Origin of the sequence: Streptomyces boncukensis (genome assembly GCF_011045075.1) — a bacterium.
In the GTDB taxonomy this organism is placed as follows: domain Bacteria; phylum Actinomycetota; class Actinomycetes; order Streptomycetales; family Streptomycetaceae; genus Streptomyces; species Streptomyces boncukensis.
On the sequence record NZ_JAAKZZ010000028.1, the window covers coordinates 1 to 22,405 of the forward strand.

Annotated in this window: 17 protein-coding genes, 1 tRNA gene and 1 pseudogene; 9 read left to right on the plus strand and 10 right to left on the minus strand. The window is 71.2% G+C overall.

Annotated elements, in window-relative coordinates; genetic code table 11:
* Positions 1-79: 79 nt before the first annotated feature.
* Positions 80-1,033 (plus strand): annotated as a pseudogene (locus G5C65_RS04815) (alpha/beta hydrolase); the annotation flags it as partial.
* 388 nt (positions 1,034-1,421) lie between these two features.
* A complete protein-coding gene (locus G5C65_RS04820; protein WP_165297347.1) occupies positions 1,422-2,042 on the plus strand; it encodes a TetR/AcrR family transcriptional regulator in 621 nt (206 codons plus the stop codon).
* Positions 2,043-2,321: 279 nt separating this feature from the next.
* Here G5C65_RS04820 and fdhD read toward each other — a convergent pair whose 3' ends face one another.
* Genes fdhD through G5C65_RS04840 form a run of 4 tightly spaced genes read right to left on the minus strand, consistent with a single transcriptional unit; the run spans position 2,322 to position 7,953 of the window.
* Positions 2,322-3,164, minus strand: coding sequence for a formate dehydrogenase accessory sulfurtransferase FdhD (gene fdhD, locus G5C65_RS04825; RefSeq protein ID WP_165297348.1), 843 nt, complete (start codon positions 3,162-3,164; stop codon positions 2,322-2,324).
* Positions 3,165-3,170: 6 nt separating this feature from the next.
* Positions 3,171-4,034, minus strand: a complete 864-nt coding sequence (locus G5C65_RS04830; RefSeq protein ID WP_165297349.1) for a 2Fe-2S iron-sulfur cluster-binding protein — start codon at positions 4,032-4,034, stop codon at positions 3,171-3,173.
* The gene (locus G5C65_RS04835; protein WP_165297350.1) at positions 4,034-6,013 is read right to left on the minus strand and encodes an NADH-ubiquinone oxidoreductase-F iron-sulfur binding region domain-containing protein; all 1,980 of its coding nucleotides are present in this window, start codon (positions 6,011-6,013) and stop codon (positions 4,034-4,036) included. The genes G5C65_RS04830 and G5C65_RS04835 overlap by 1 nt, the downstream gene beginning before the upstream one ends.
* Before the next feature lie 8 nt (positions 6,014-6,021).
* A complete protein-coding gene (locus tag G5C65_RS04840; protein WP_165297351.1) occupies positions 6,022-7,953 on the minus strand; it encodes a molybdopterin oxidoreductase family protein in 1,932 nt (643 codons plus the stop codon).
* 193 nt (positions 7,954-8,146) lie between these two features.
* On the opposite strand from G5C65_RS04840, the gene G5C65_RS04845 reads away from it, so the two are divergent.
* A complete protein-coding gene (locus G5C65_RS04845; RefSeq protein ID WP_165297352.1) occupies positions 8,147-8,836 on the plus strand; it encodes a GntR family transcriptional regulator in 690 nt (229 codons plus the stop codon).
* 99 nt (positions 8,837-8,935) lie between these two features.
* Here G5C65_RS04845 and G5C65_RS04850 read toward each other — a convergent pair whose 3' ends face one another.
* The 4 genes from G5C65_RS04850 to G5C65_RS04865 all read right to left on the minus strand — a co-directional run bounded on the left by G5C65_RS04850 (position 8,936) and on the right by G5C65_RS04865 (position 15,522).
* Positions 8,936-10,324, minus strand: coding sequence for an OFA family MFS transporter (locus tag G5C65_RS04850; RefSeq protein WP_165297353.1), 1,389 nt, complete (start codon positions 10,322-10,324; stop codon positions 8,936-8,938).
* A 94-nt stretch (positions 10,325-10,418) separates the two neighbouring features.
* Entirely contained in the window at positions 10,419-12,569 is a 2,151-nt protein-coding gene (locus G5C65_RS04855; RefSeq protein WP_165297354.1) for an acetate--CoA ligase family protein, read from the minus strand.
* Positions 12,570-13,802 carry a formyl-CoA transferase gene (gene frc, locus G5C65_RS04860; protein ID WP_165297355.1) on the minus strand — a complete coding sequence of 411 codons (1,233 nt, stop codon included), beginning with the start codon at positions 13,800-13,802 and terminating at the stop codon, positions 12,570-12,572.
* A gap of 13 nt (positions 13,803-13,815) precedes the next feature.
* Positions 13,816-15,522 carry a thiamine pyrophosphate-binding protein gene (locus tag G5C65_RS04865; protein ID WP_165297356.1) on the minus strand — a complete coding sequence of 569 codons (1,707 nt, stop codon included), beginning with the start codon at positions 15,520-15,522 and terminating at the stop codon, positions 13,816-13,818.
* Positions 15,523-15,782: 260 nt separating this feature from the next.
* Here G5C65_RS04865 and G5C65_RS04870 point away from each other — a divergent pair.
* Positions 15,783-15,867 (plus strand) — tRNA-Leu (locus tag G5C65_RS04870).
* A gap of 806 nt (positions 15,868-16,673) precedes the next feature.
* On the opposite strand, the gene G5C65_RS04875 is transcribed toward G5C65_RS04870, so the two are convergent.
* Positions 16,674-17,033: a winged helix-turn-helix transcriptional regulator gene (locus G5C65_RS04875; protein ID WP_165297357.1), complete on the minus strand. Its 360-nt coding sequence runs from the start codon at positions 17,031-17,033 to the stop codon at positions 16,674-16,676.
* A 95-nt stretch (positions 17,034-17,128) separates the two neighbouring features.
* Between G5C65_RS04875 and G5C65_RS04880 the strand changes: the two genes are divergently transcribed.
* Entirely contained in the window at positions 17,129-17,968 is an 840-nt protein-coding gene (locus tag G5C65_RS04880) for an enoyl-CoA hydratase/isomerase family protein (protein ID WP_165297358.1), read from the plus strand.
* Positions 17,969-17,974: 6 nt separating this feature from the next.
* On the opposite strand, the gene G5C65_RS04885 is transcribed toward G5C65_RS04880, so the two are convergent.
* A protein-coding gene (locus G5C65_RS04885; protein WP_420903280.1) for an IS5 family transposase occupies positions 17,975-18,789 on the minus strand; the annotation gives its coding sequence in 2 pieces (ribosomal slippage) (positions 17,975-18,450 and positions 18,450-18,789; 816 coding nt in all).
* A 108-nt stretch (positions 18,790-18,897) separates the two neighbouring features.
* On the opposite strand from G5C65_RS04885, the gene G5C65_RS04890 reads away from it, so the two are divergent.
* The 4 genes from G5C65_RS04890 to G5C65_RS04900 all read left to right on the plus strand — a co-directional run bounded on the left by G5C65_RS04890 (position 18,898) and on the right by G5C65_RS04900 (position 22,392).
* Positions 18,898-20,322 (plus strand): purine-cytosine permease family protein, encoded by a 1,425-nt coding sequence (locus tag G5C65_RS04890; protein ID WP_165297360.1) that lies wholly within the window; start codon positions 18,898-18,900, stop codon positions 20,320-20,322.
* Between the two features lie 186 nt (positions 20,323-20,508).
* Positions 20,509-21,321 carry a tyrosine-type recombinase/integrase gene (locus G5C65_RS40055; RefSeq protein ID WP_277607969.1) on the plus strand — a complete coding sequence of 271 codons (813 nt, stop codon included), beginning with the start codon at positions 20,509-20,511 and terminating at the stop codon, positions 21,319-21,321.
* Entirely contained in the window at positions 21,285-21,509 is a 225-nt protein-coding gene (locus G5C65_RS40060) for a tyrosine-type recombinase/integrase (RefSeq protein ID WP_338146235.1), read from the plus strand. Before G5C65_RS40055 ends, G5C65_RS40060 begins: the two co-directional genes overlap by 37 nt.
* Before the next feature lie 100 nt (positions 21,510-21,609).
* On the plus strand, positions 21,610-22,392 hold the full coding sequence (locus tag G5C65_RS04900; protein WP_165297361.1) for a 2,3-dihydro-2,3-dihydroxybenzoate dehydrogenase: 783 nt from the start codon (positions 21,610-21,612) through the stop codon (positions 22,390-22,392).
* Positions 22,393-22,405 lie beyond the last annotated feature (13 nt).

The window sequence follows — 22,405 nt, forward strand, 5'->3', positions numbered from 1 at the left end:
CGCCCGGTCCGGCCCTCTCCCCCGCCTGCGCCGGGCCGTTCTCCTGCTGCTGCTCTGTCTGTCGGTCACCGTGCCGGCGGTGGCTCCAGCCTCCGCCTGGCCGGCCGCCAGTCCGACTGCCGGATCAGCGACCGGGTCGGCGGCCGGGTCGGCGGCCGGGTCGGCCACCGGGCAGGCGGCGCCGCGGCCCGGGGCGGGTGCGGCCCCGGAGGCCGCCGTCAAGGGGGTCCGTGCGGACAATGGCGCGTACGTCACCCGCGCCGTCCGCGACGGGCGCCGACTCGACCTGACGATCCGCTCCACCGCCCTCGGCCGCGAGGGGCACGCCCGGATCCTCCTGCCGCCAGGCCCCGGCTCCCGCACCGCGCGGCACGGCCTGCCCTCCCTGTGGGTGCTGCACGGCTGCTGCGACTCCGACCCCGGCTGGCACGCCTGGACCGACCGGACGGACATCGAGCGGGCGACGGCCCGGCTGCGCGCCCTCGTCGTGCTCCCGGAGGCGGGCCCCGTCGGCTTCTACAGCGACTGGTGGAACGGCGGCGCGGGCGGGGCGCCCGCCTGGGAGACCTTCCATCTCACCGAGCTGCGGCAGATTCTGGAGCGCGGCCTGGGCGCGGGCGGCAGGCGCGCCGTCGCGGGGCTGTCCATGGGCGGCTTCGGCGCGCTCTCGTACGCCGGGCGGCACCCGCGGATGTTCCGTGCCGCGGCCTCCTTCAGCGGCGTTCTCAACACCCGGGGGGACGAAGGGCACGAGCTGGTCACCTCGCTGCTCCCACAGTGGGGCCACGACCCGCTCGCCCTGTGGGGCGACCCCGTGTCCCAGGCGCGGATCTGGCGCGCGCACAACCCCCTCGATCTGGTGGGACGGCTGCCGCGCGGCTACCCGGTGTTCGTCGCGGCGGGGGACGGCGCCCCGGGCCCGCTGGATCCGCCCGGCACGCCGCCGGACTCCCTGGAGCGGCGACTGCGCCCGTCCAGCGTCGACTACGTCCAGCGTGCCCGCGCCCACGGCCTCCGCGTCACCGCCGACCTCTACGCCGGCGGCACCCACAGCTGGCCGTACTGGGAACGCGAACTGCACCGGGCGCTGCCGATGCTGAAGCGCGTGCTGCGCGCGTGATCGCGGGGCGCGCGTCGCCGCAGGGGCGCGCGGAACTGCGGGGGCGCGTGTCGTGTGCCCGCCGCCGGCGCTTTTCGCAGTGCGCGGGCGCGAACCCGGCTCCCGGCCCTGTCGAGTAGCCAATTCTTTGCCCAACGGGTCCCCCGAGCGTGACCCGCGGCGGGCACACTCCGTGCCGCAGGCATACGCCGGGTGGTACCGGCTCGTCCGAGCAGCCGACCGCACGCCTGCCCATGGGACCGGCACAGCCCAGACGCCCGCACGTGGAGAGCCCGCATAGGGAAAGGGAGCCAGAATGCCCATGGGGTCACAGACCGGGACCGCGGACCGCGGGGAGTCACCCGGCAGGCCGGACCCTCGCGCGGCCCGCAGCAAGGCCGTTGCCATCGCCACCGCACAGCAGCTGCTGGCCGAGCAGGGCTGGACAGCCGTCACCCATGTGGCGGTCGCGGCCCGCAGCGGCATCGGGCGTACGACGCTCTACCGGCACTGGCCGGACGCCACCGCGCTGATCCGCGACGCCATCGCGCAGTGCCTGGCGGTCGTCCGGCCGCGCCGCACCGGCCAGTTGCGCACCGACCTCGGCCAGGAGCTGGAGGCGCTGCGGCGACTGCTCCACGATCCGGTGGGCGAGCGGGGCACCCGGGCGCTCATCGAGCGGACCGGCGTCGAGCCGGAGCTCACCCGGCTGCGCGAGGCCCTGTGCGCCGCGAGCCTGGACGGCTTCCGGGTCGTGGTCGAGGAGGCCAAGAGCCGCGGGGAGCTGCCCTCCGGGCTGAGCACCGAGCTCGCGGTCGATCAGCTCGCGGGGCCGCTGGCGTTCCGCCGGCTCTTCACCGACCAGCCGGTCCCGCCTGACTATGTGCCGACGCTGGTCGATACGTTCCTGCGGTGCCACGGCGCGGCGGCCCCGGACAGCTGACCGCGCCCCAGGGGACATCCGGCGGATCTTGCCTCCCCGGCATCGGGGCTGCGCTTGACGGCCCTGCTCCCCCGAGCGCAGACCTCCCGAGCGCAGAGCGCAACCCTGCCCCGAGGGGCGCGGGGAACTGCGCGACCAGCCACAACAGCGCCGCACCCTGCGACGTGACGGCACGGGGCAGCCCCGCCCCAGCGCCATCCGCCGGACCCGGCCTAGCCGTCCGGCCGAGGGCCCGGCCGGTGCAGGGGGCGCCTCTCCCACCGGCCGGGCCCGTCCACCTCACCTGACTGCGGGCAGGCGGTCCAGGCGGCCGGTATCGGCATAGATGTTCATCGATGTGCCCCGCAGGAAGCCGACCAGGGTCAGCCTGCTCTCGTGGGCGAGGTCGACCGCGAGGGAGGAGGGCGCGGAGACGGCGGCCAGCACCGGGATCCCGGCCATCACCGCCTTCTGCACCAGTTCGAACGAGGCCCGTCCGGAGACCATCAGCACCGCATCCCGCAGCGGCAGCGCCGCACGCTGGAGCGCACGCCCTATCACCTTGTCCACCGCGTTGTGCCGGCCCACGTCCTCCCGCACATCCAGCAGCTCCCCCTCCGCCGAGAACAGCCCGGCCGCGTGCAGCCCGCCCGTGCGCTCGAACACCCGCTGCGCCGCCCGCAACCGCCCCGGCAGCTCCGCCAGCAGCCCCGGCTCCAGCCCCGCCGGCCTGCCCCCTTCCAACGACCACCGCGCGCTCGTCCGCACCGCGTCCAAACTCGCCTTCCCGCACAGCCCGCAGGACGACGACGTGAACACATGGCGCTCCAGCCCGATATCCGGCAGCACGGTGCCCGGAGCCAGCCGCACATCGACGACGTTGTACGAATTGCCGCCCTCCGCCGCGGCGCCCGCGCAGTACGCGATCCCCGCCAGCTCCCCCGCCTCCGCCAGCACCCCCTCGCTCACCAGGAACCCCGCAGCAAGCGCGAAGTCATCGCCCGGGGTCCGCATCGTCACCGCCAGCGACCGGCCACCCAACCGGATCTCCAGCGGCTCCTCCGCCGTCAGCGTGTCCGGACGCACCGAGACCGCCCCGTCCCGGATCCGTATCACTCGCCGCCGCTCCGTCACCCGTCCCATCGCGGCTCAGCGCCTGCCCTGCTGGACATGCTGGTAGCCGAAGCGGCCCTTGACGCACAGGTTGCCGTGGGTGACCGGATTGTCGTGCGGTGAGGAGACTTTGACGATCTCGTTGTCCTGCACATGGAGGGTGAGGTTGCAGCCGACGCCGCAGTAGGCGCAGACGGTGGTGGTCTCGGTCTGGCGCGAGGGGTCCCAGCTGCCGTCCGCGCGCATGTCGAACTCGGTCTTGAAGGAGAGTGCACCGGTCGGGCACACCTCGATGCAGTTGCCGCAGTAGACGCATGCGGAGTCGGTGAGGGGGGCGTCGAACTCGGTGGAGATCCGCGCGTCGAAGCCGCGGCCGGCCGTCGCGATGGCGAAGGTGTTCTGCCACTGTTCACCGCAGGCGTCCACGCACTTGTAGCACAGGATGCACTTGTCGTAGTCACGCACATAGAGGTCGTTGTCGACACGGGGAGTCTCGTTGACCGTCGCCGCGTCGGGGCCGAAGCGGGCGGGCTCGGCGCCGTACTCCTTGAGCCAGTCCTGGACACCCGGTGTGGTGGACAGGTCGACGGAGGAGGCGAGCAGTTCCAGCACCACCTTGCGGCTGTGCCGGACGCGTGGGGTGTCGGTGCGGATCTCCATTCCGGCCTCGGCTCCGCGTGCGCAGGCGGGGACGAGGGTGCGGGCGCCCTCGACCTCGACCACACAGGTGCGGCAGGCGTTCTTGGGGGTGAGGGTGTCGCCCTGGCAGAGCGTGGGGATGTCCTTCCCCGCGGCCCGGCAGGCATCCAGGATGGTGGCGCCCTCGGGGGCTCTGGTCTGCTCGCCGTCGAGGGTGAACTCCAGCAGGCGGCGCGGCGGCCGCAGCGGTACGGCAGTCATCACGCATACGCTCCCAGGCGGTCGAGGGCGGATTCCACGGCGTTCCACGCGGTCTGGCCGAGGCCGCATATGGAGGCGTCCCGCATCGCCTGCCCCACGTCGCGGAGCAGTGTGATGTCGTCCGCCGTCCCGTGCGGATCGCTGCCCGCGCGCTCGGCGATCCGGCGCAGTGCTTCCTCCTGCCGCACCGTTCCCACCCGGCAGGGCACGCACTGGCCGCAGGACTCGTCACGGAAGAACTCGGCGATGCGCAGCAGGACGAGCGGCAGCGGCACGCTCTCGTCCAGGACCAGCACGACCCCGGAGCCCAGCGCTGTGCCCGCCGCACGGGTGCCCTCGAAGGTGAGGGGCAGATCCAGCTCGTCGGGGCGGACGAATCCGCCGGCCGCGCCGCCGAGGAGCACGGCGCGCAGCCGTTCCCGCTCGCAACCGGCGAGGTCCAGTAACTCGTCCAGGGTTGCGCCGAACGGCAGCTCGTACACTCCGGGGCGCCGTACGGTGCCGGAGACGCAGTACAGCTTGGTGCCGGTGGAGCTCCCGGTGCCCAGCGCGGCGTACGAGGAAGCGCCCATGCCGAGCACCGGGAGGACATTGACGAGCGTCTCGACGTTGTTCGGCGCGGTGGGTTTGCCGAACAGGCCGCGCTCGACGGGAAACGGCGGTTTGGAACGGGGCTCGCCGCGGTGCCCCTCCAGGGAGTTGAACAGCGCGGTCTCCTCGCCACAGATGTACGCCCCGGCGCCGCGCCGGATCTCGATGTCGAAGGCGTACCCCTGACCGAGGACGTCCTCGCCCAGCAGGCCGCGCGTGCGGCAGCGGGCCAGGGCGTGCCGGAGGCGGTGCAGGGCGCGCGGATACTCGCCACGGAGGTAGAGATATCCGCGGTGGGCACCGATGGCGTACCCGGCGATGGTCATGGCCTCGATCAGCGCGTAGGGGTCGCCCTCCATCAGCACCCGGTCCTTGAAGGTGCCCGGCTCGGACTCGTCGGCGTTGCACACCAGGTAGTGCGGCTGCTCCGGCCGGGCCGCGGTGGCCTGCCACTTGCGGCCGGTGGGGAACGCGGCCCCGCCCCGCCCGAGCAGCCCGGAGTCGGTCACCTCCCGGATCACCCCCGCGGGCCCCAGCTCGAACGCGCGGCGCAGCGCGGCGTACCCGCCCTGCGCGCGGTAGTCGTCGAGGGAGGCGGGATCGACGGTTCCGATGCGCCGCAGCAGCACCAGCCCGGGGTCGCCGGCCTGCGGGACGGCGGCTGCGGCGCTCGGCTCGTCCGCCACTGCGTGCGGCGCGCGGACCGCCAGGTCGACGGCTTCGGGGGTGGCGGGCGCGACGACCGCGGTGGCATGGCGATCGGCGGGCGCGGCGGCGCCGGCCGCCGTCTGCGGAGGCACCGCGGCCACCGTTCCCGCCGCGGATTCCTCGGAGCCCCCCAAGCCGCCGGAGCGCTCCGAGCCACGGAGCTCGCCAGACCCCGCGGCCTCGCCCGCACCCCTGGTCCTGGCGGACTCCGGGCCGCCCTCCCCCGCCCGGACCACCAGTGCGGCAGGCGCGCGCTCGCACAGGCCGAGACACGGGCTGGGGTGGCACACGGCACCCTGCAGCGCCTCGCGCGGCGCGCCCGCCACGGCGCACGCGAGATCCGTACAGACATGGGCCACCGTCGCGGGCCGTGGCGTGAGCGCGAACATGCCGTAGAAGGTGGCCACGCCGTAGCCCTCCGCCGGGGGCACCTCCAGTCTGCGGCAGAGATATCCGAGCCCGCCCTCGCTGATCCAGCCGACCCGGTCGTTGAGGGCGTGCAGGCCGGGCAGCAGCAGGTCCCGACGGCCGGCCACCCGGCGGCCGCGCCGGGCCCAGCGCAGATCGCCGCCGGTGCGGTCGGCCGCGCCCTCCCAGGTGGAGGCGGGCGGGCCGAGCAGCGCGTCCACCGCCTCCCGTTCGTCCGCCGATGGCTCGGCGTCGCCGAAGTGCAGGTCCATGGCCGCGCTCAGCTCCTTCCGGCGCTCGCGGCGCCCGCGGCGACCGCCGTCTCGATCCGGATGGCGCTGGCCTTGAACTCGGCCGTGCCCGCGATCGGGCAGTTCGCCTCGATGGTGAGCCGGTTGGTGTCCACCTCGTCGGGGAAGTGCATGGTCATGAAGGCCAGGCCCGGCCGCAGTCCCGTGTCGATCCACACCGGCGCCTCCACCGCGCCGCGCCGGGAGACGACACGCACCAGGTCCCCGGTGGCGACGCCGTAGGACGCGGCGTCCTCGGGGCACAGCTCGACGTACTCGCCGCGCCGCAGGGGTGAGGCGAAGCTGCCGCTCTGCACGCCGGTGTTGTACGAGTCGAGGCGGCGGCCGGTGGTGAGGCGGAGCGGGAAGTCCTCGTCGGTGAGGTCGACGGGCGGATCGTGCCGGACGAGGCCGAACGGGGCGGGCGGGCCGCGCCGGGCCGGGTCCGGGTCCCACAGCCGTCCGTGCAGATAGCCGGGGCCGGTGTCCCGCTCGTCGGGGCAGGGCCACTGCAGGCCCTGGTGCTCCTCCAGCCGCGGGTAGGTCATTCCGTGGTGGTCCGGGGAGAGGTCGCGCAGCTCGTCCCAGACGGCCTCCGCGCCGGCGTATTTCCACTCGTGGCCCAGGCGGGCGGCGAGCGCGCAGAGGATGTCGATGTCCTCGCGGGCGTCGCCGGGTGGCCGGAGAGCCTTGCGGACCCGCTGCACCCGGCGCTCGCTGTTGGTCGTCGTCCCGTCCGTCTCGCACCAGGCGGCGGTGGCCGGCAGCACGACGTCCGCGAGCTCGGCGGTCCTGGTGAGGAAGATGTCCTGGACGACGAGGAAGTCCAGCCGCCGCAGCCGCCGCACGGCCTGCTCCGCATCGGCCTCGGACTGGGCGGGGTTCTCCCCGACGCAGTAGACGGCGCGCAGCTCGCGGGACTCCATGGCCTCGAACATGCCGGTGAGGTTCAGCCCGTGCCGCGGCGCGAGCTCGGCGCCCCATGCCTGCTCGAACTTGTGCCGGACGGCGGGGTCGCGGACGTCCTGGAAGCCGGGGAGGCGGTCCGGGATGGCCCCCATGTCCCCGCCGCCCTGCACGTTGTTCTGCCCGCGGAGCGGCTGGAGGCCCGCGCCGTACCGCCCGACGTGGCCGGTGAGCAGGGCGAGGTTGATCAGGGCGCGGACGTTGTCGGTGCCGTTGTGGTGCTCGGTGACGCCGAGGGTCCAGCACAGCTGGGCGCGCTCGGCCCGCGCGTACGCATGTGCGAGGTCCCGGATCGCGGCGGCCGGCACGCCGGTGACCTTCTCGGCCGCGGTGGGCGTCCAGGGCTCGACCAGCTCGCGGTACGCGTCGAAGCCGGTGGTGGCGCGGGCGATGAACGCCTCGTCGCACAGCCCGGCGTGGATGATCTCGCGGCCGAGGGCGTGGGCGAGCGGAATGTCCGTGCCCACGTTCAGCCCGAGCCAGCTGTCGGCCCAGGCCGCGGTGGAGGTGCGGCGCGGATCCACCGCGAACAGCCGGGCACCGCCGCGCACGCCGCGCAGCACGTGCTGGAAGAAGATCGGATGGGCGAAGCGGGCGTTGGAGCCCCACATGACGATGAGGTCGGTCTCCTCCACCTCGCGATACGAGGAGGTGCCGCCGCCGGAGCCGAAGGCGGCGGAGAGCCCCGCGACGCTGGGCGCGTGGCAGGTGCGGTTGCACGAGTCCACGTTGTGGGTGCCCATGACCACGCGGGCGAACTTCTGCGCCACATAGTTCATCTCGTTGGTGGCGCGGGCGCAGGAGAACATGCCGAACGCGCCGCGCGCGGCGCGGAACCCGGCGGCGGCGCGCTCCAGCGCCTCGTCCCACGAGGCGCTGCGGAAGGGCTCCGCGCGGCTGTCCCGGACCAGCGGGTGCGTCAGCCGGTCGTATGTGCGCTGCTTCCTGTGCTTCATCGCGCAGTCCTCCTCTCCGCCGAGCGGAGCTCCGCAGTCGACGGTAGATTGTCTACAGTATGTGATCGATGTCACCGGGACAAGGGGCTGTGGACAGCCGTGGAGTCCCGCGGTGGTCAGTAATCTGTAGACAAAAGCCAGTCCGTGTTCCGGCAAAAACGCCGGTGCGGCGAGAGTGCGAAGGGGCGTCGGGATGCTGTCAGCGGAACTGCCGCAGGGGGCCGTACCGAAGCTGGAGCGGCCCGGACCGCTGCGGGAGCGGGTCTACGAGGCTCTGCTGGAGCTGATCACGTCCCGGACGCTCCCGCCCGGCCAGCATCTCGTGGAGAGCGAGCTGGCCGGGCAGCTGGGCGTCTCGCGCCAGCCGGTGCGCGAGGCGCTGCAGCGGCTGAGCAACGAGGGCTGGGTCGACCTCCGGCCGGCTCAGGGCGCGTTCGTGCACGCGCCCACCGACGAGGAGGCCGACCAGCTGCTCACCGTGCGCACCCTGCTGGAGGCGGAGGCGGCCCGGCTGGCGGCGGCCAACGCCACCTCCGCCGGCATCCGCGAGCTGGAGGCGCTCTGCGCGGTCGGCGAGGAGGCCGCCCGGCGCGAGGACGTGGAGACCGTGGTGGACACCAACGCCGCGTTCCACAGCAAGGTGATGGAGCTGGCGGGCAACGCGGTGCTGGCCGAGCTGGCGGCCCGGGTCGACCAGCGCGTGCGGTGGTACTACACGCCGGTCGCCCGGCAGCGCGGCGCGCGGTCCTGGCAGGAGCACCGCGAGCTGATCGCCGCCATAACGGACCGCGACGAGCAGCGTGCGACGGGCGTGATGCGCACCCACACGGAGCACACCCGCGCCTCGTACCAGAGCCACAGCTGGGAGGAGGGCCAGGGCTAGGAGGTGTCGGGCGGTTCCCGCGTACGCCTCCCGGGCGCAGAGCACGACCGCGCCCCGCGAGGGACAGCCCCACCCCGGCAGGGCTCACGGTCCACCCCCTCACATCGCCTCGCGGCTGATCGGCATCGGATTCGGGCGGATCTTCCGGGGGCTGGGCCTGCCCGGGGAGCGCAGGAACGTCGCCAGCACCGCCGAACCGAGCCCCACGGATCCGGCGATCACGAACGCCCCCTCGTAGTCCCACAGGTCGACCGCGATCGCGCCGACCCCCGAGCCGACGAGGCCGGAGATGAGCTTGGAGCTGTAGACCATGCCGTAGTTGGTGGCGTTGTGGTTCTCCCCGAAGTAGTCCGCCGTCATGGCGGCGAACAGCGGGAAGATCGCACCGCCGCCGAAACCGGAGACCATCGAGCAGACCAGGAATAACGGCATCACGCCGAGCTTCCCGGACGCCAGCACCCCGTACTGGGCCAGGCCCAGCACCACGCAGACGAATATCAGCGTGTTCCGCCGTCCGTAGCGGTCCGAGATCCAGCCGATCACGCCGCGCCCGGTGCCGTTGACGATGGCCTTCAGGGACATGGCAGTGGCCACGATGCCGCCCGCGAAACCCATGTCCTTGCCGAAGGGCACCTGCATGGCGATGCCGAAGATATTGATCCCGGCGGTGCACAGCAGGCAGAACCACATCATCCACAGCACCGGGGTCCGCGCCGCCTCGCGCGGCGTGTACTGCTTGACCGCGGGCGGGTTCTTCTCCAGGGCCCGGAGTATCCGCGGGTCGTCGGTGCGCTTCAGCGGGTCGACGTCCGCGGGCCACCAGTTCTTCGGCGGGTCCCGGAAGAACCACCCGGAAACCGCCAACCCGGCACAGCACAGGGCCCCGACGAACACGAACACGCCCTGGTAGTTGTGCAGATCCAGATAGGAGGTGAACAGGAAGACGAACGGCACGGCGCCGTAGGCGAAGCCGCCGTTCACCAGCCCGGTCTTGCCGCCTTTGCGCTCCGGATACCACTTGCCGACCATGTTCACGCACGTCGCGTAGACCAGTCCGGCGCCGATACCGCTGAACATGCCGTAGCCGAAGTAGGCCACGATCACATGCGGGGCATAGGCGAGTGAGAAGTAGCCCAGCAGCGTGCCCAGTGCGCCGAGCATCATCGCGTTCCGCGCGGGCAGCCGGCCGCTCTCCCGCAGCTGCCCCGCGGGGAAGGCGACTGCCGCCTGGAAGAAGACCCACACCCCCATCAGCCAGAAGATGTTGCCGCTCGACCAGGCGTGCGCGTCGTGCAGAGTGTCCTCGGCGGAGGTGAACGCGTACTCCGAGGAACTGATGGCCATCATGCCGATCCAGGGGAACAGCACCATGGTCCAGCGGGGCCGGCCCATCACGTCGCGGTCGGTCTCGCCGATGCGGTAGATCCTGCCGTTGCGGTCCTGCACCTCCCGGTAGGGACAGGCGGAGGGCAGATCGGTTGTCGTCATCGGGTTGTCGCACTCCTTGCCTAGCGGAGATCCGGTCAGCGCCCCCTGAGCCGTTCTCACCGTGCGAGTGCATGGGCCTGTCCGCCCGGGTCGGTCACCTCCCCAGCAGTCCCGCCGCCCGTGCCCAGCGGTACTTGGCGCCGAGGACGGCCACCGGCCGCTCCGTGGTGTACGGATAGGCGACGACGCCGCGCGCGAACAGCTGGGCGCAGGCGTCCTCCACCTCCACATCACCCGCGAGTGATGCGACCACGGGCTTGTCGTTCCCCCTCTCCCGCTCCTCCGCGACGATGCGCGCGGTCAGCTCGGCGAACACCATCGGCGGGGTGACGATGGTGTGCCAGTAGCCCAGCACGAGCGCGTGGATGCGCGGGTCGCGCAGGCCGAGCCGGATCGTCGCCTCATAGGTGGACGGCGGCTCGCCGCCCGTGATGTCCACCGGATTGCCCGCGGCGCCGAACGGCGGAATGTACGACCGGAAGGCGGCGTCCAGATCGTCGGGGATCTCCATCAGCCGCAGGCCGTTGTCGACGACGGCGTCCGACAGCAGCACGCCCGAGCCGCCCGCGCCCGTGATGATGACGATGTTGTCGCCCCGGGGCGTCGGCAGCACGGGCAGCGCCCGTGCGTACTCCAGCATGTCGTACAGCCCGGGCGCGCGGATCACGCCGGACTGCCGCAGGATGTCGTCGTACACCGCGTCGTCGCCCGCGAGCGCTCCCGTGTGCGATCCGGCCGCGCGCGCCCCGGCCGCGGTGCGGCCCGCCTTGAGGACGACGACCGGCTTGCGCCGCACGGTCTCCCGGGCCGCCTCGACGAACGCACGGCCGTCCTTGAGGTCCTCCAGGTGCATGGCGACGCACTCGGTGTGCTCGTCCTCGGCGAACCAGGTCAGCAGGTCGTCCTCGTCCAGGTCCGACTTGTTGCCCAGCCCGACGATGGCCGAGACGCCCGTACGGGTGGTGCGGGCGAAGCCCAGGATGGCCATACCGATGCCGCCGGACTGGGAAGTGAGCGCCACTCCGCCCTTGACGTCGTAGGGAGTGCAGAAGGTGGCGCACAGGTCCTGCCAGGTGGCGTAGTAGCCGTAGATGTTCGGTCCGAGGAGGCGGACGCCGTGCCGCTCGGCTGTGCGGACGACCTCGTCCTGGAGCGCCTGTTCGCCGGTCTCGGCGAAGCCGGAGGGGATGAGCACGGCGTTCGGCACGCCCTTGCGGCCCACCTCGTCCAGCGCGGCGGACACGAACTTCGCCGGGATGGCGAAGACCGCCACATCCACCTCTCCGGGCACGTCCGCCACGCTCTGGTACGCCTTCCGGCCGAGGATGTCATCGGCCTTGGGGTTCACCGGATGGATATCGCCCCGGAAACCGCCGTCGATGAGGTTGCGCATCACCGAGTGGCCGATCTTGCCCTCCTCGTTGGAGGCACCGATGACGGCGACGGAGCGGGGCCGCATCAGGCGGCGCATGGTGGTGAGGATCTCCGCCCTCGTATAGCGACGGCGTTCGCGGGGCGGCTCGGCGGCCAGCAGGATGCGCACATCGGGTGCACAGGTGCCGTCCGGTGTAGCGATCACCGGGTTGAGGTCCACCTCGGCGATCTCGGGGAAGTCGTCCACCAGTTGGGAAACCCGGCGCAGCTGCCCGGCCAGCGCCGCCCGGTCCGCCCCCGGCGCGCCACGCACACCGCGCAGCACCTCGGCGGCGCGCAGCGAGTCGAGCATGGACTCCGCCTCCGCCTCCGTGACGGGCGCAAGGCGGAAGGTGACGTCCTTGAGCACCTCCACCAGCGTGCCGCCCAGCCCGAAGGCCACCACCTTGCCGAACGTGGGGTCGGTGACCGCACCGACGATGACCTCGTGGCCCGCCGGCAGCAGCCGCTGCACCTGCACGCCGTCGATACGGGCTCCGGGCTCGTACGCGCGGGCGTTGCCGACCACCCGGTGGAAGGCCGCGCGCACCGCGTCCGCGCCCTCGACGCCGACGGCCACTCCCCCGGCATCGCTCTTATGGGTGATGTCCGGGGAGACGATCTTCAGTACGACGGGGCCCGCGAGGTCCGCTGCGGCGGCCACCGCCGCGTCCACGTCCCGCGCCAGCGCCTCGGCCGGAACGGCGATGCCGTACGCCTCGGCGACCTGCCGACCCTCCGGCGCGGTCAGGGTGGTGCGCCCCTCGGCACACACGGCGTCCAGTATCCCCCGCACCCGCGCGCGGTCGCCCTCGTACGCTCCGGCCGCCACTCAGATCACCCCTTCCTCGTGCAGTCGGCGCAGCTCACCGGATTCGAGGCCGAGTTCTCCGGAGAAGATCTCGGCGTTGTGCTCGCCCAGCAGCGGGGAGCTGGTGACGTCGACGGGCGAGTCGGAGAGCTTCAGCGGGGAGCCGACCGTGGTGAAGGCGCCGCGCTCGGGGTGCTCGACCTCGACGATCATCCCGTTCTCGGCGAGCGAGCCGTCCTCGATGAGCTCCCTGGTGGACAGCACCGGGCCGCAGGGGATGTCGTGCGCGGTGAGCTGGTCCAGCACCTCCCACTTGGGGAGGGTCTCCGTCCACTCCTCGATGAGCTGGAACATCTTGCCGAGCCGGGGCAGCCGCGCCTCGGGCGTGGCCCACTCCGGGTCCTCGGCCAGCTCGGGCCGGCCCATCAGCTCGGTGAGCGGCTTCCAGCCGGCGGGCTGGACGATGACGTAGACGAAGTCGTTGGGCCCGCCGGGGGCGCACCTGACGGCCCAGCCGGGCTGTCCGCCGCCGGAGGCGTTGCCGGAGCGGGGCACCTCGTCGCCGAAGTGGTCGTTCGGATACTCGCCCAGCGGGCCGTGCGCGAGCCGCTGGTGGTCGCGCAGCTTGACCCGGCACAGATTGAGCACCGCGTGCTGCATCGCCACGGTCACCCGCTGGCCGCGGCCGGTGCGCTCGCGCTGGAACAGGGCGGCGAGGATGCCGGACACCAGATGGATCCCGGTGCCGGAGTCGCCGATCTGGGCGCCCGTGGCGAGGGGCGGCCCGTCCTCGAACCCGGTGGTGGACATCGAGCCGCCCATCGCCTGGGCGACCACTTCGTACGCCTTGAACCGGGTGTACGGCCCCTCGCCGAAGCCCTTGACGCTGGCGTAGACGAGACGGGGGTTGATCTCCTGGATGCGCTCCCAGGTGAAGCCCATCCGGTCGACGGCGCCGGGGCCGAAGTTCTCCACCATCACATCGCTGCCGCGGATCAGCTCGGTGAGCAGCTCCTTACCGCGCTCCGACTTGGTGTTGAGGGTGATGCTGCGCTTGTTGCAGTTGAGCATGGTGAAGTAGAGCGAGTCCACGTCGGGCTGGTCGCGCAGCTGGCGGCGGGTGATGTCGCCGGTGGGGGCCTCCAGCTTGACGACGTCGGCGCCGAGCCAGGCGAGCACCTGGGTGGCCGAGGGGCCGGACTGGACGTGGGTCATGTCGAGGACGCGTACGCCCTCCAGTGCCTTGGCGGTCATGGTCGCGGCCACCTCACTTGTACATGGTCTGGTTCATGGTTCCGGGGGCGTACGCGTCCGGGTCGATCCACACGTTGATGAGCGAGGGCTTCCCGGACTCCCGGGCCCGCTCCAGCGCGGGCCGTATCTGGTCCGGCTCCCTGACCTCCTCGCCATGGCCGCCGAGCATCCGCGCGAACTGGTCGTACGGCACGTCGCCCAGCGTGTTGCCGATCCGCTCGCGCTGCACGCCGTACTTGGCGCGCTGGCCGTAGCGGATCTGGTTCATCGAGGAGTTGTTGCCGACGATGCCGACGAAGGGCAGGCCGAAGCGGACGAGCGTCTCGAAGTCCCAGCCGGTCAGCGAGAAGGCACCATCACCGAAAAGAGTGACGATCTCCTTGTCGGGGCGGGCCTGCTTGGCGGCCATCGCGAACGGGACGCCGACGCCGAGCGTGCCGAGCGGCCCGGGGTCCATCCAGTGGCCGGGCGCCTTGGGCTGCACGACCTGTCCGGAGAAGGTGACGATGTCGCCCCCGTCGCCGATGTAGATCGAATCCTCGGTGAGAAACTCGTTGATCTCGCTCACCAGCCGGTACGGATGGATGGGCGAGGCGTCGGAGCGCAGCTGCGGCAGCCGCTTGTCCAGCGCGGTCTGCTCGGCGGTGCGCAGCTCGGCCAGCCACGCCTTGCGCTTGTCCGCAGCCCCGCCGAGGCGCCCGGACGCCGCCTCGGTGACGGCCCGCAGCACCGCGTCCGCGGAGCCGACGATGCCCAGGTCGACGTCCCGGTTCTTGCCGACGGTGCGGTAGTCCAGGTCGATCTGGACGACCGTGGCCTGCGCGGACAGCCGCTTCCCGTACCCCATCCGGAAGTCGAACGGCGTGCCGACGACCACGATCACATCGGCGTTCGCGAACGCGTACCGGCGGGAGAGCTGGAAATGGTGCGGGCCCCCGGGCGGCAGCGTGCCCCGCCCCGCGCCGTTCATATACGCCGGGACGTCCAGCGCCCGCACCAGCTCGACCGCCGCGTCCGTCGCCCGCGTCGTCCAGGTCTGGCTGCCCAGCAGAATGGCCGGGCGTTCGGCGTGCACCAGCAGATCGGCCAGCCGCTCCACGTCCTCCGGATCCCCGGCCTGCCGGGTGGAGGCGCGGTACTTCCCGGGCTCCGGGACACGCGCCCGCTCCCGCGGGACCCTCGCGTCCAGCACGTCCCGCGGGATCTCCAGGAACGACGGCCCCGGCGCTCCATGGTAGCACTCGCGAAAGGCCATGGAGACCATGTCGGCCGCGCGCGCGGTGTCCGGCACCGTGGCGGCGAACTTGGTGATCGGCGCCATCATGTCGACGTGCGGGAGGTCCTGCAGCGAGCCCATCTTGTGCTGGCTGTGCGCGCCCTGACCGCCGATCAGCACCAGCGGCGACTCGGCACGGAAGGCGTTGGCGACCCCGGTGACGGCGTCGGTCGTGCCGGGCCCCGCGGTGACCACGGCGCACCCCGGCTTCCCGGTGATCCGGGCGTACCCGTCGGCGGCGTGCGCGGCCACCTGCTCGTGCCGTACGTCGATCACGTCGATGCCCTGGTCGGCACAGCCGTCGTAGATGTCGATGATGTGGCCGCCGCAGAGCGTGTAGATGACCTCGACGCCCTCGGCCTTGAGTGCCTGCGCGACCAGATGCCCGCCGGAGATCAGATCCGGGGATTCGGTGCCGCCGGTGTCGTTGCTTCCCTCAGACATGCCGCTTCACGTCCCTTCACGGGAGAGTTCGATGCGGTCGACCGTAGATTGCATACAGTCCACGAATACTGTAGACCCTCCCCTCCCCACGTCAACCGGGCCGAAGCCCGCTCACCCCGCCACCCGTAACCAACATTCGCCACCAAATGCCCACCAACCGGACACAACCCCGGAAAACCCTGGTGAGGAGCACTCCCAACCCTTGGTATCGTGGTCCCCGTCGCCGCGACCCCCAGCCGGGCCAGCAGGCGACGACCCAAGTCCGGGTGGCGGAATGGCAGACGCGCTAGCTTGAGGTGCTAGTGCCCTTTATCGGGCGTGGGGGTTCAAGTCCCCCCTCGGACACGAACAGTACGCCCACCGGCGGTGCTGGCCGGGCTTCGGCCAGCACCGTTTGCGTGTTCTCGTCGTAGGTCAGCCGCAGCCCGAGCTGCCGGTAGACCTCGGCCTTGTCCTCGGGATCCGCCTCACGAAGGACGCTGAGCAGTCCGCCAAGGGCGTCCACGAGGTCACGGATCTCCTGTCGGCTCAACCGTCGGGCGGGTCCGTCCTCTCCTCGGGGGAGCCGGGCCTGGGCTGCGGCGCGCTCAGCCTGTACCTCTGTGCTCCACTGCGCCACGAGCCGGGGGTCCGCCCCGGCTTCCAGCGCCGCCCGATGCTGAGCGAGCTTCCGGTCACACTCCGCGAGCGTCTGCCGGATGGCCAGCGTTCGGGGATCGGACGCCGGGTCCGGCTGGCTCCCCTCCAGCGCGCTCAGCGACCGCTCGATCTCAGGCGGAGCGAAAGCCCCCGCGAGCCAGGCATCCAGCGGGTCGAGGACGTCGACCTCGCGCAGATACACGTTCAGGCCGTGCTCCACATGATTGGCCAGCGCGTACTCCTTGGGGAACCGGCACCGGTAGTAAGCCTCACCGTGCGCCCAGTTCCCCTGCATCCGCCGGTGACAGGACTCGTGGTGCAGCAGCCCCTTGAACACGTAAGGGTGCCGCGTGCGCACTCCCTGCCGGGGCCGGGATGTCGGCCCCCGGGAGGCCAGGCGCTCCTGCGCGGCCCGGAAGGTGTCCTCGCTGATCAAGGTCGGGTGGACGGGAGCCTCCGAGAAGATCCAGGCATCCTGGGTGTTCCAGGTCCTGTGCGCGATAGGCGGGATGTCACTTGTCCACACGTCGCTCGTCGTAGTGGCAGCGGGCGGTTTCGACCGCGTCGAGGTGATCGACGGCCCATTCCAGCATGGCGTGCACAGGGGACCGAAGGGTCCGGCCCAGGGGGGTGATGCGGTATTCGATCGCCACCGGTTCCGTGGACACGACCGCTCGCTCGACCATGCCGTTGCGCTCCAGTCGCCGCAGGCATGTGGTCAGGGACTTCGGGGTGACAGCGGGCATGTGTTGCCGGAGTTCGTTGAAGCGCCGGGGACGGTCGCACAATGCGGCCAGTACCAGCAAGGACCACTTGTCGAAGAGTTGGTCGAGTAGATTCCGGCCGTCGCCATTGAGCTCCACTTCGGGCACGTCGGTCTCCCTCGCAATACCTGATTTCGTTGAAGTGTATCCGTACTACTAGGTATACCTCGGATACCCAGTAGCCGGACGCGAAGACGGGAATCATGACTGACGCATACCCGACCCTCAAGACCTCTCTCACCAGCGGCGTGGCGCACGTCGTGATCGACAACCCTCCCATCAACCTGCTCGACGCCGCCCTGATGACGGACCTGGACCGGTTCGCGGACGCCATGTCCGACGACCACGACGTCCGGGTGATCGTTTTCGACAGTGCGGACCCGGACTTCTTCGTCGCGCACGGCGACATGACGACCGCCGACGACCCCGCGACATTCGTTGCCCTCCCCACGGCACCCGAACAAGACCAGTCCCTCAACCCGATGATGCGGCTCCACGAACGCATCCGGTCGCTGCCGCAGATCACCATCGCCAAGCTGCGCGGACTGGCACGCGGCGGCGGTGCGGAACTGGCGTCCGCGATGGACATGCGGTTCGCATCGCTCAAGCGCGCCGGAATGGCCCAGATGGAGTGCCGACTGGGAATCATCCCGGGCGCGGGAGGCACTGCACACCTGCCCGGTCTCGTGGGTCGCGCACGCACCCTGGAGATCATCCTTGGCGGGCAGCTGATCGATGCCGCGACCGCGGAACGGATCGGATGGGTGAACCGGGCCGTGCCGGACACCGAGCTCGACCACGTCGTCGACACCCTCGCCGCCCGCATCGCCGCTCTGCCGCCCGGCGTCGCCCGCGCCGCGACCGAAGCAGTCGACACCGCGATCGAGTCGACCACTCACGGCCTGCAAAAGGCCAACGAACTCCTCAACGGACTGTTCAGTGAGCCCGCTGCAGCCCGTCTTGCCAAGGCTGCACTGGCCGCCGGCGCGCACACCCGCGACGGAGAGCGCCACCTTGAGGCTCTTGTCGACGACATCACCTGAGAACTCCTACCGGGATGCCTTCAGGCGTCGCCAGCAGATGAGTGCGCATCCGAGGGTGAGGAAGGCTACGTGGATGTCGTCACGTATCTCCCGGCGGATCCGCAGGCGACGGAACCAGTGCAGGTGGGCGAGCGCGCGCACCACGACCCAGCGTTGGGCGCCCAGGCCGAAGCCGTGCTCGGTGCCGCGGCGGGCGATCAGTGGTTTTACGCCGAGGTCCCAGACCAGGCGGCGGTACTTGTCGTGGTCGTAGCCGCGGTCGGCCAGCACCACGTCGGGGCGGCGCCGGGGCCGGCCGCGCTTGCCACGCACGGGCGGCACGGCCTGGAGGAGTGGGACGAGTTGCGTGACGTCGTTACGGTTGCCGCCGGTCAAGGTGGCCGCGAGCGGGATGCCCGTGGCGTCCCTAATCAGGTGATGCCTGCTGCCCGTCCTGCCCCGGTCAACGAGGCTTCGTCCGGCCTTGGAGCCCCCTCGAACACACGGATGCGGGAGCCGTCGACCGCAGCACGGGAGAAGTCCAGCGCGTTCACGCCGCGGAGCTTGACAAGGAGGACTTCGTGGAACCGGGGCCACACGCCGGCCTCGGTCCACTCGGCCAGGCGGCGCCAGCAGGTCATGCCCGAGCCGAAGCCGAGTTCCTGCGGCAGATGTTCCCAGGCGATCCCGGTGTGCAGCACAAACAGGACGCCCTGGAACACCAGCCGGTCCGGATGCCGCTTACGTCCCGGATGACGGGCCCGACGCTCACTCCGGGGCAACAGCGGCTCGACCACCACCCGCAGCCCACGCCGAAACAGCAAGGGACGGTCCCTGCCCAGGCGGCCCGATTAACGGAAGCTTCACCCGAATGTATTGACCTTTATTCAGTCACTCTCCAAGCTGAATGGATCCATGCAGCAGTGGGGCAAGTGAAAGAAGGTGCAGGTATGGCCGGTGTGGTGGAGCGGCGATCGATCGATGTCGTCCCCGACTCCGAGCGGTACGGCACGGCGTTCAGCCAGTTCACACTGTGGCTGGGCGCCAACCTCCAGATCACCGCAGTTGTCACCGGCGCCCTCGCCGTCGTCTTCGGCTCCGGCGCCTTCTGGGCGGTCATCGGCCTGCTGCTCGGCAACTTGCTGGGCGGGGCCGTGATGGCCCTGCACTCGGCGCAGGGGCCTCGCCTCGGACTACCGCAGATGATCTCCAGCCGCGCTCAGTTCGGCGTCCGGGGCGCGGCGGTGCCCCTCGCCCTCGTCATCGTCATGTACATCGGCTTCTTCGCCAGCGGCAGCGTGCTGGCCGGACAAGCCGTGGGCGAGCTGACGCATCTCGGCGACACCCCGGGCATCGTCCTCTTCGCCCTGGTCACCGCGGTGGCGGCGGCCATCGGCTATCGCGTGATCCACGCCCTCGGCCGCGTCGCAGGGCTCGTGTGTGCGGTCACCTTCGTCTACCTCGGTGCCCGGCTGCTGCAGCGCGCGGAGCTGTCCGAACTGCTGGCCGACCGCGCCTTCTCGCTGCCCCTGTTTCTGCTGGCGATATCCCTCGCCGCGTCCTGGCAGCTGGCGTTCGGCCCCTACGTCGCGGACTACTCCCGCTATCTGCCGCGCTCCACCTCGGCGCGGGCCACGTTCTGGTGGACCCTGAGCGGCTCGGCCCTCGGCTCGCAGTGGTCGATGACCTTCGGCGCGCTGGCCGCCGCCGCAGCCGGCCCGGCGTTCACCGGACACGAGGTGAACTACATCGTCGGCCTGGGCGGCGCCGGTGTCATGGCCTCGTTCCTCTACTTCGTCATCGCGCTCGGGAAGCTGACCATCAACGTCCTGAACACCTACGGCGGCTTCATGTCGATGGTCACCGGCATCAGCGGCTTCCGGGGACAGCGCTTGCTGGGACCGCGCGCCCGAGCCGCCTATATCGCCGGAATCATGGTGGCCGGCACAGCGGTCGCACTGATCGGCAAGGACAGCTTCCTGACCTCGTTCAAAGACTTCCTGCTCTTCCTGCTGACGGCCTTCACCCCGTGGTCGGCCATCAACCTGGTCGACTACTACCTCATCGCCAAGGAGCGCTACGACCTGCCCGCGCTCAGCGACCCGAACGGCCGCTACGGCGCCTGGCGCTGGAAGGCCCTCTCCGTCTACGCCGTGGGCCTGGCAGCTCAGCTCCCCTTCCTGGCCACCCACTTCTATACCGGCCCGCTGGTGGATCCGCTGGGCGGCGCGGACATCTCCTGGCTCGTCGGCCTGGCCGTCCCCGCACTCCTGTACTGGCTCCTGGCCCGGGACGACGACACGGCTCCGGAACACACGATCCTGACGGCCGAGCGGACCCCGGAGCCCCGGCCCCAAACGCAGGACACAGCCTGACGCAAGGCCGCCTCGGACCTGGACAGGGAACGCCGGCCACTTCACCGACGGTCAGCGTCAAGCGGGCGGTGTGCCGCCGGGGCCAGCCGAGACGCCGTGCTCGACGGCATCGAATAACAGTTACGTGGAATCTGACCGCAGCGGAGATCATCTCCCTGCTGTACGACCACGGACTGAGGAGATGTGTTGGGCACGGCAGTGCTGGAGGAGAAGTGGCCGGTGCTCGGCCGGCACGAACGAGCGGCCGAGTGGCTGCAGGCGTGGACCGACTTGGGCAGGGCGCCCCGGACGATCGACGCCTACGCCCGGGGGCTGGCCGAGTACTTGGTGATGTGCGGGCGGGAGAACGTCGACCCGCTGACCGCCGGTCGAGCACATGTTGCCGTCTACGTACGGGAGTTGACCTCACGTCCCAGCCATCGCGGTGCGAACGTGGTCTCGATCGACTCGGGCTCAGGTCTGGCCAACGCCACCATTCAGCAGCGCCTGGTGCCGGTCCGGCTGTTCTACGACTTCCTCATGGAGGACGGGCAGCGCGACTCCAACCCGGTCGGCCGTGGCCGCTACACGCCCGGCCGCCAACGCGGCGGACACGAGCGTGGCCTCGTGCCGAGGCTGACGAAACTGCCCTGGATACCCACCGAACAGCAGTGGATGGATGTCCTCGCGGTCGCCGCCGAGGAGCCGATCCGCAACCGCGTGATGCTCGCCCTCGCCTACGACGCCGCACTACGTCGCGAAGAGCTTTGCTCCCTGCGCACCGACAACCTCGACCCGGCTCACCGAACCCTGCGAGTCCGGGCGGAGACGACTAAGAACCGGCTGGAGCGCGTTGTCCCGTACTCCGCGCCGACCGGCGTCCTGCTGTCGGGCTACCTCGCTCACCGGGCCAAGATCAGCCGGGCGCGTGGACCGCTGTTCCTGTCGGAATCCCGGCGCAACCACGCCCAGCCGCTGAGCTTGTGGACCTGGTCGAAAGTAGTCCGCGGATCGGGCTGACCGCCGATGTCCCGCGGTTCTCCACGCACTCCACGAGGCACCTGTGCTTGACCGACCTGGCCCGGATGGGCTGGGAACTGCACGCCATTGCCACCTTCGCCGGCCATCGCCACACCGACTCCACGCTCACCTACATCCATCTCCTGCCCCAGGAGCTGGGGCGTACGGCGCAGATCCGCCTTCCATGACGTGGTGTCGCGCCATGGAAGCCCGGGAGGGCCGCGGGTGACTTGCACAGCCTGCTACGGATCAGGTTAGCCTTACCTCACTAAACCGGGAGGGAAGGTCATGTCGGCTTGGAATGCGGGCGTTGCGGGCTCGACGGCTCTCGTCACTGGGGCGGCCCGCGGGATCGGTGCAGCTGTGGTCGACGGGCTGGTCCGCGAAGGCGCCACCGTCGCCGCCGTCGACACCGACACGGACGGCCTGGCGGAGCTGGCGGATCGCTCGCACGGGCGGGTCGTGCCGTGCACCGCCGATGTGGCGGACGCCGCCGCCGTCGCCGACGTCGTCGAGAAGACCGAGCGCGACATCGGGCCGATCCATATCGGGGTGCCGGTGGCGGGCATCCTGCGGCCGGGACCGCTGTGCGAAACCACCGACGAGGACTGGGCGGACACCTTCTCCGTCAACACCACGGGAGTGTTCGTCGTCCTGCGCGAGCTGGCCCGCCGGATGACACCCCGCGGGCGCGGGGCACTGGTGACCGTCGCGTCCAACGCCGCGGGCGTGCCGCGTACGGGCATGGGTGCGTACGCCGCCTCCAAGGCCGCGGCCACCATGCTCACCCGCTGTCTGGGGCTGGAGGTGGCCCGCTACGGCATCCGCTGCAACGTGGTCGCGCCCGGTTCGACCGACACGCCGATGCAGCGTCAGCTCTGGACGGACGAGGACGACCTCGCGCGGGTGATCGCGGGTACTCCCGAGGAGTTCCGGGTGGGCATCCCGCTGGGCCGCATCGCCGACCCCGCCGACATCGCCGACGCCGTGCTGTTCCTGGTCTCCGACCGCGCCCGGCACATCACCATGCAGAGCCTGTTCGTCGACGGCGGCGCCACGCTGCGCGCTTGAGGAAGGAATCGCA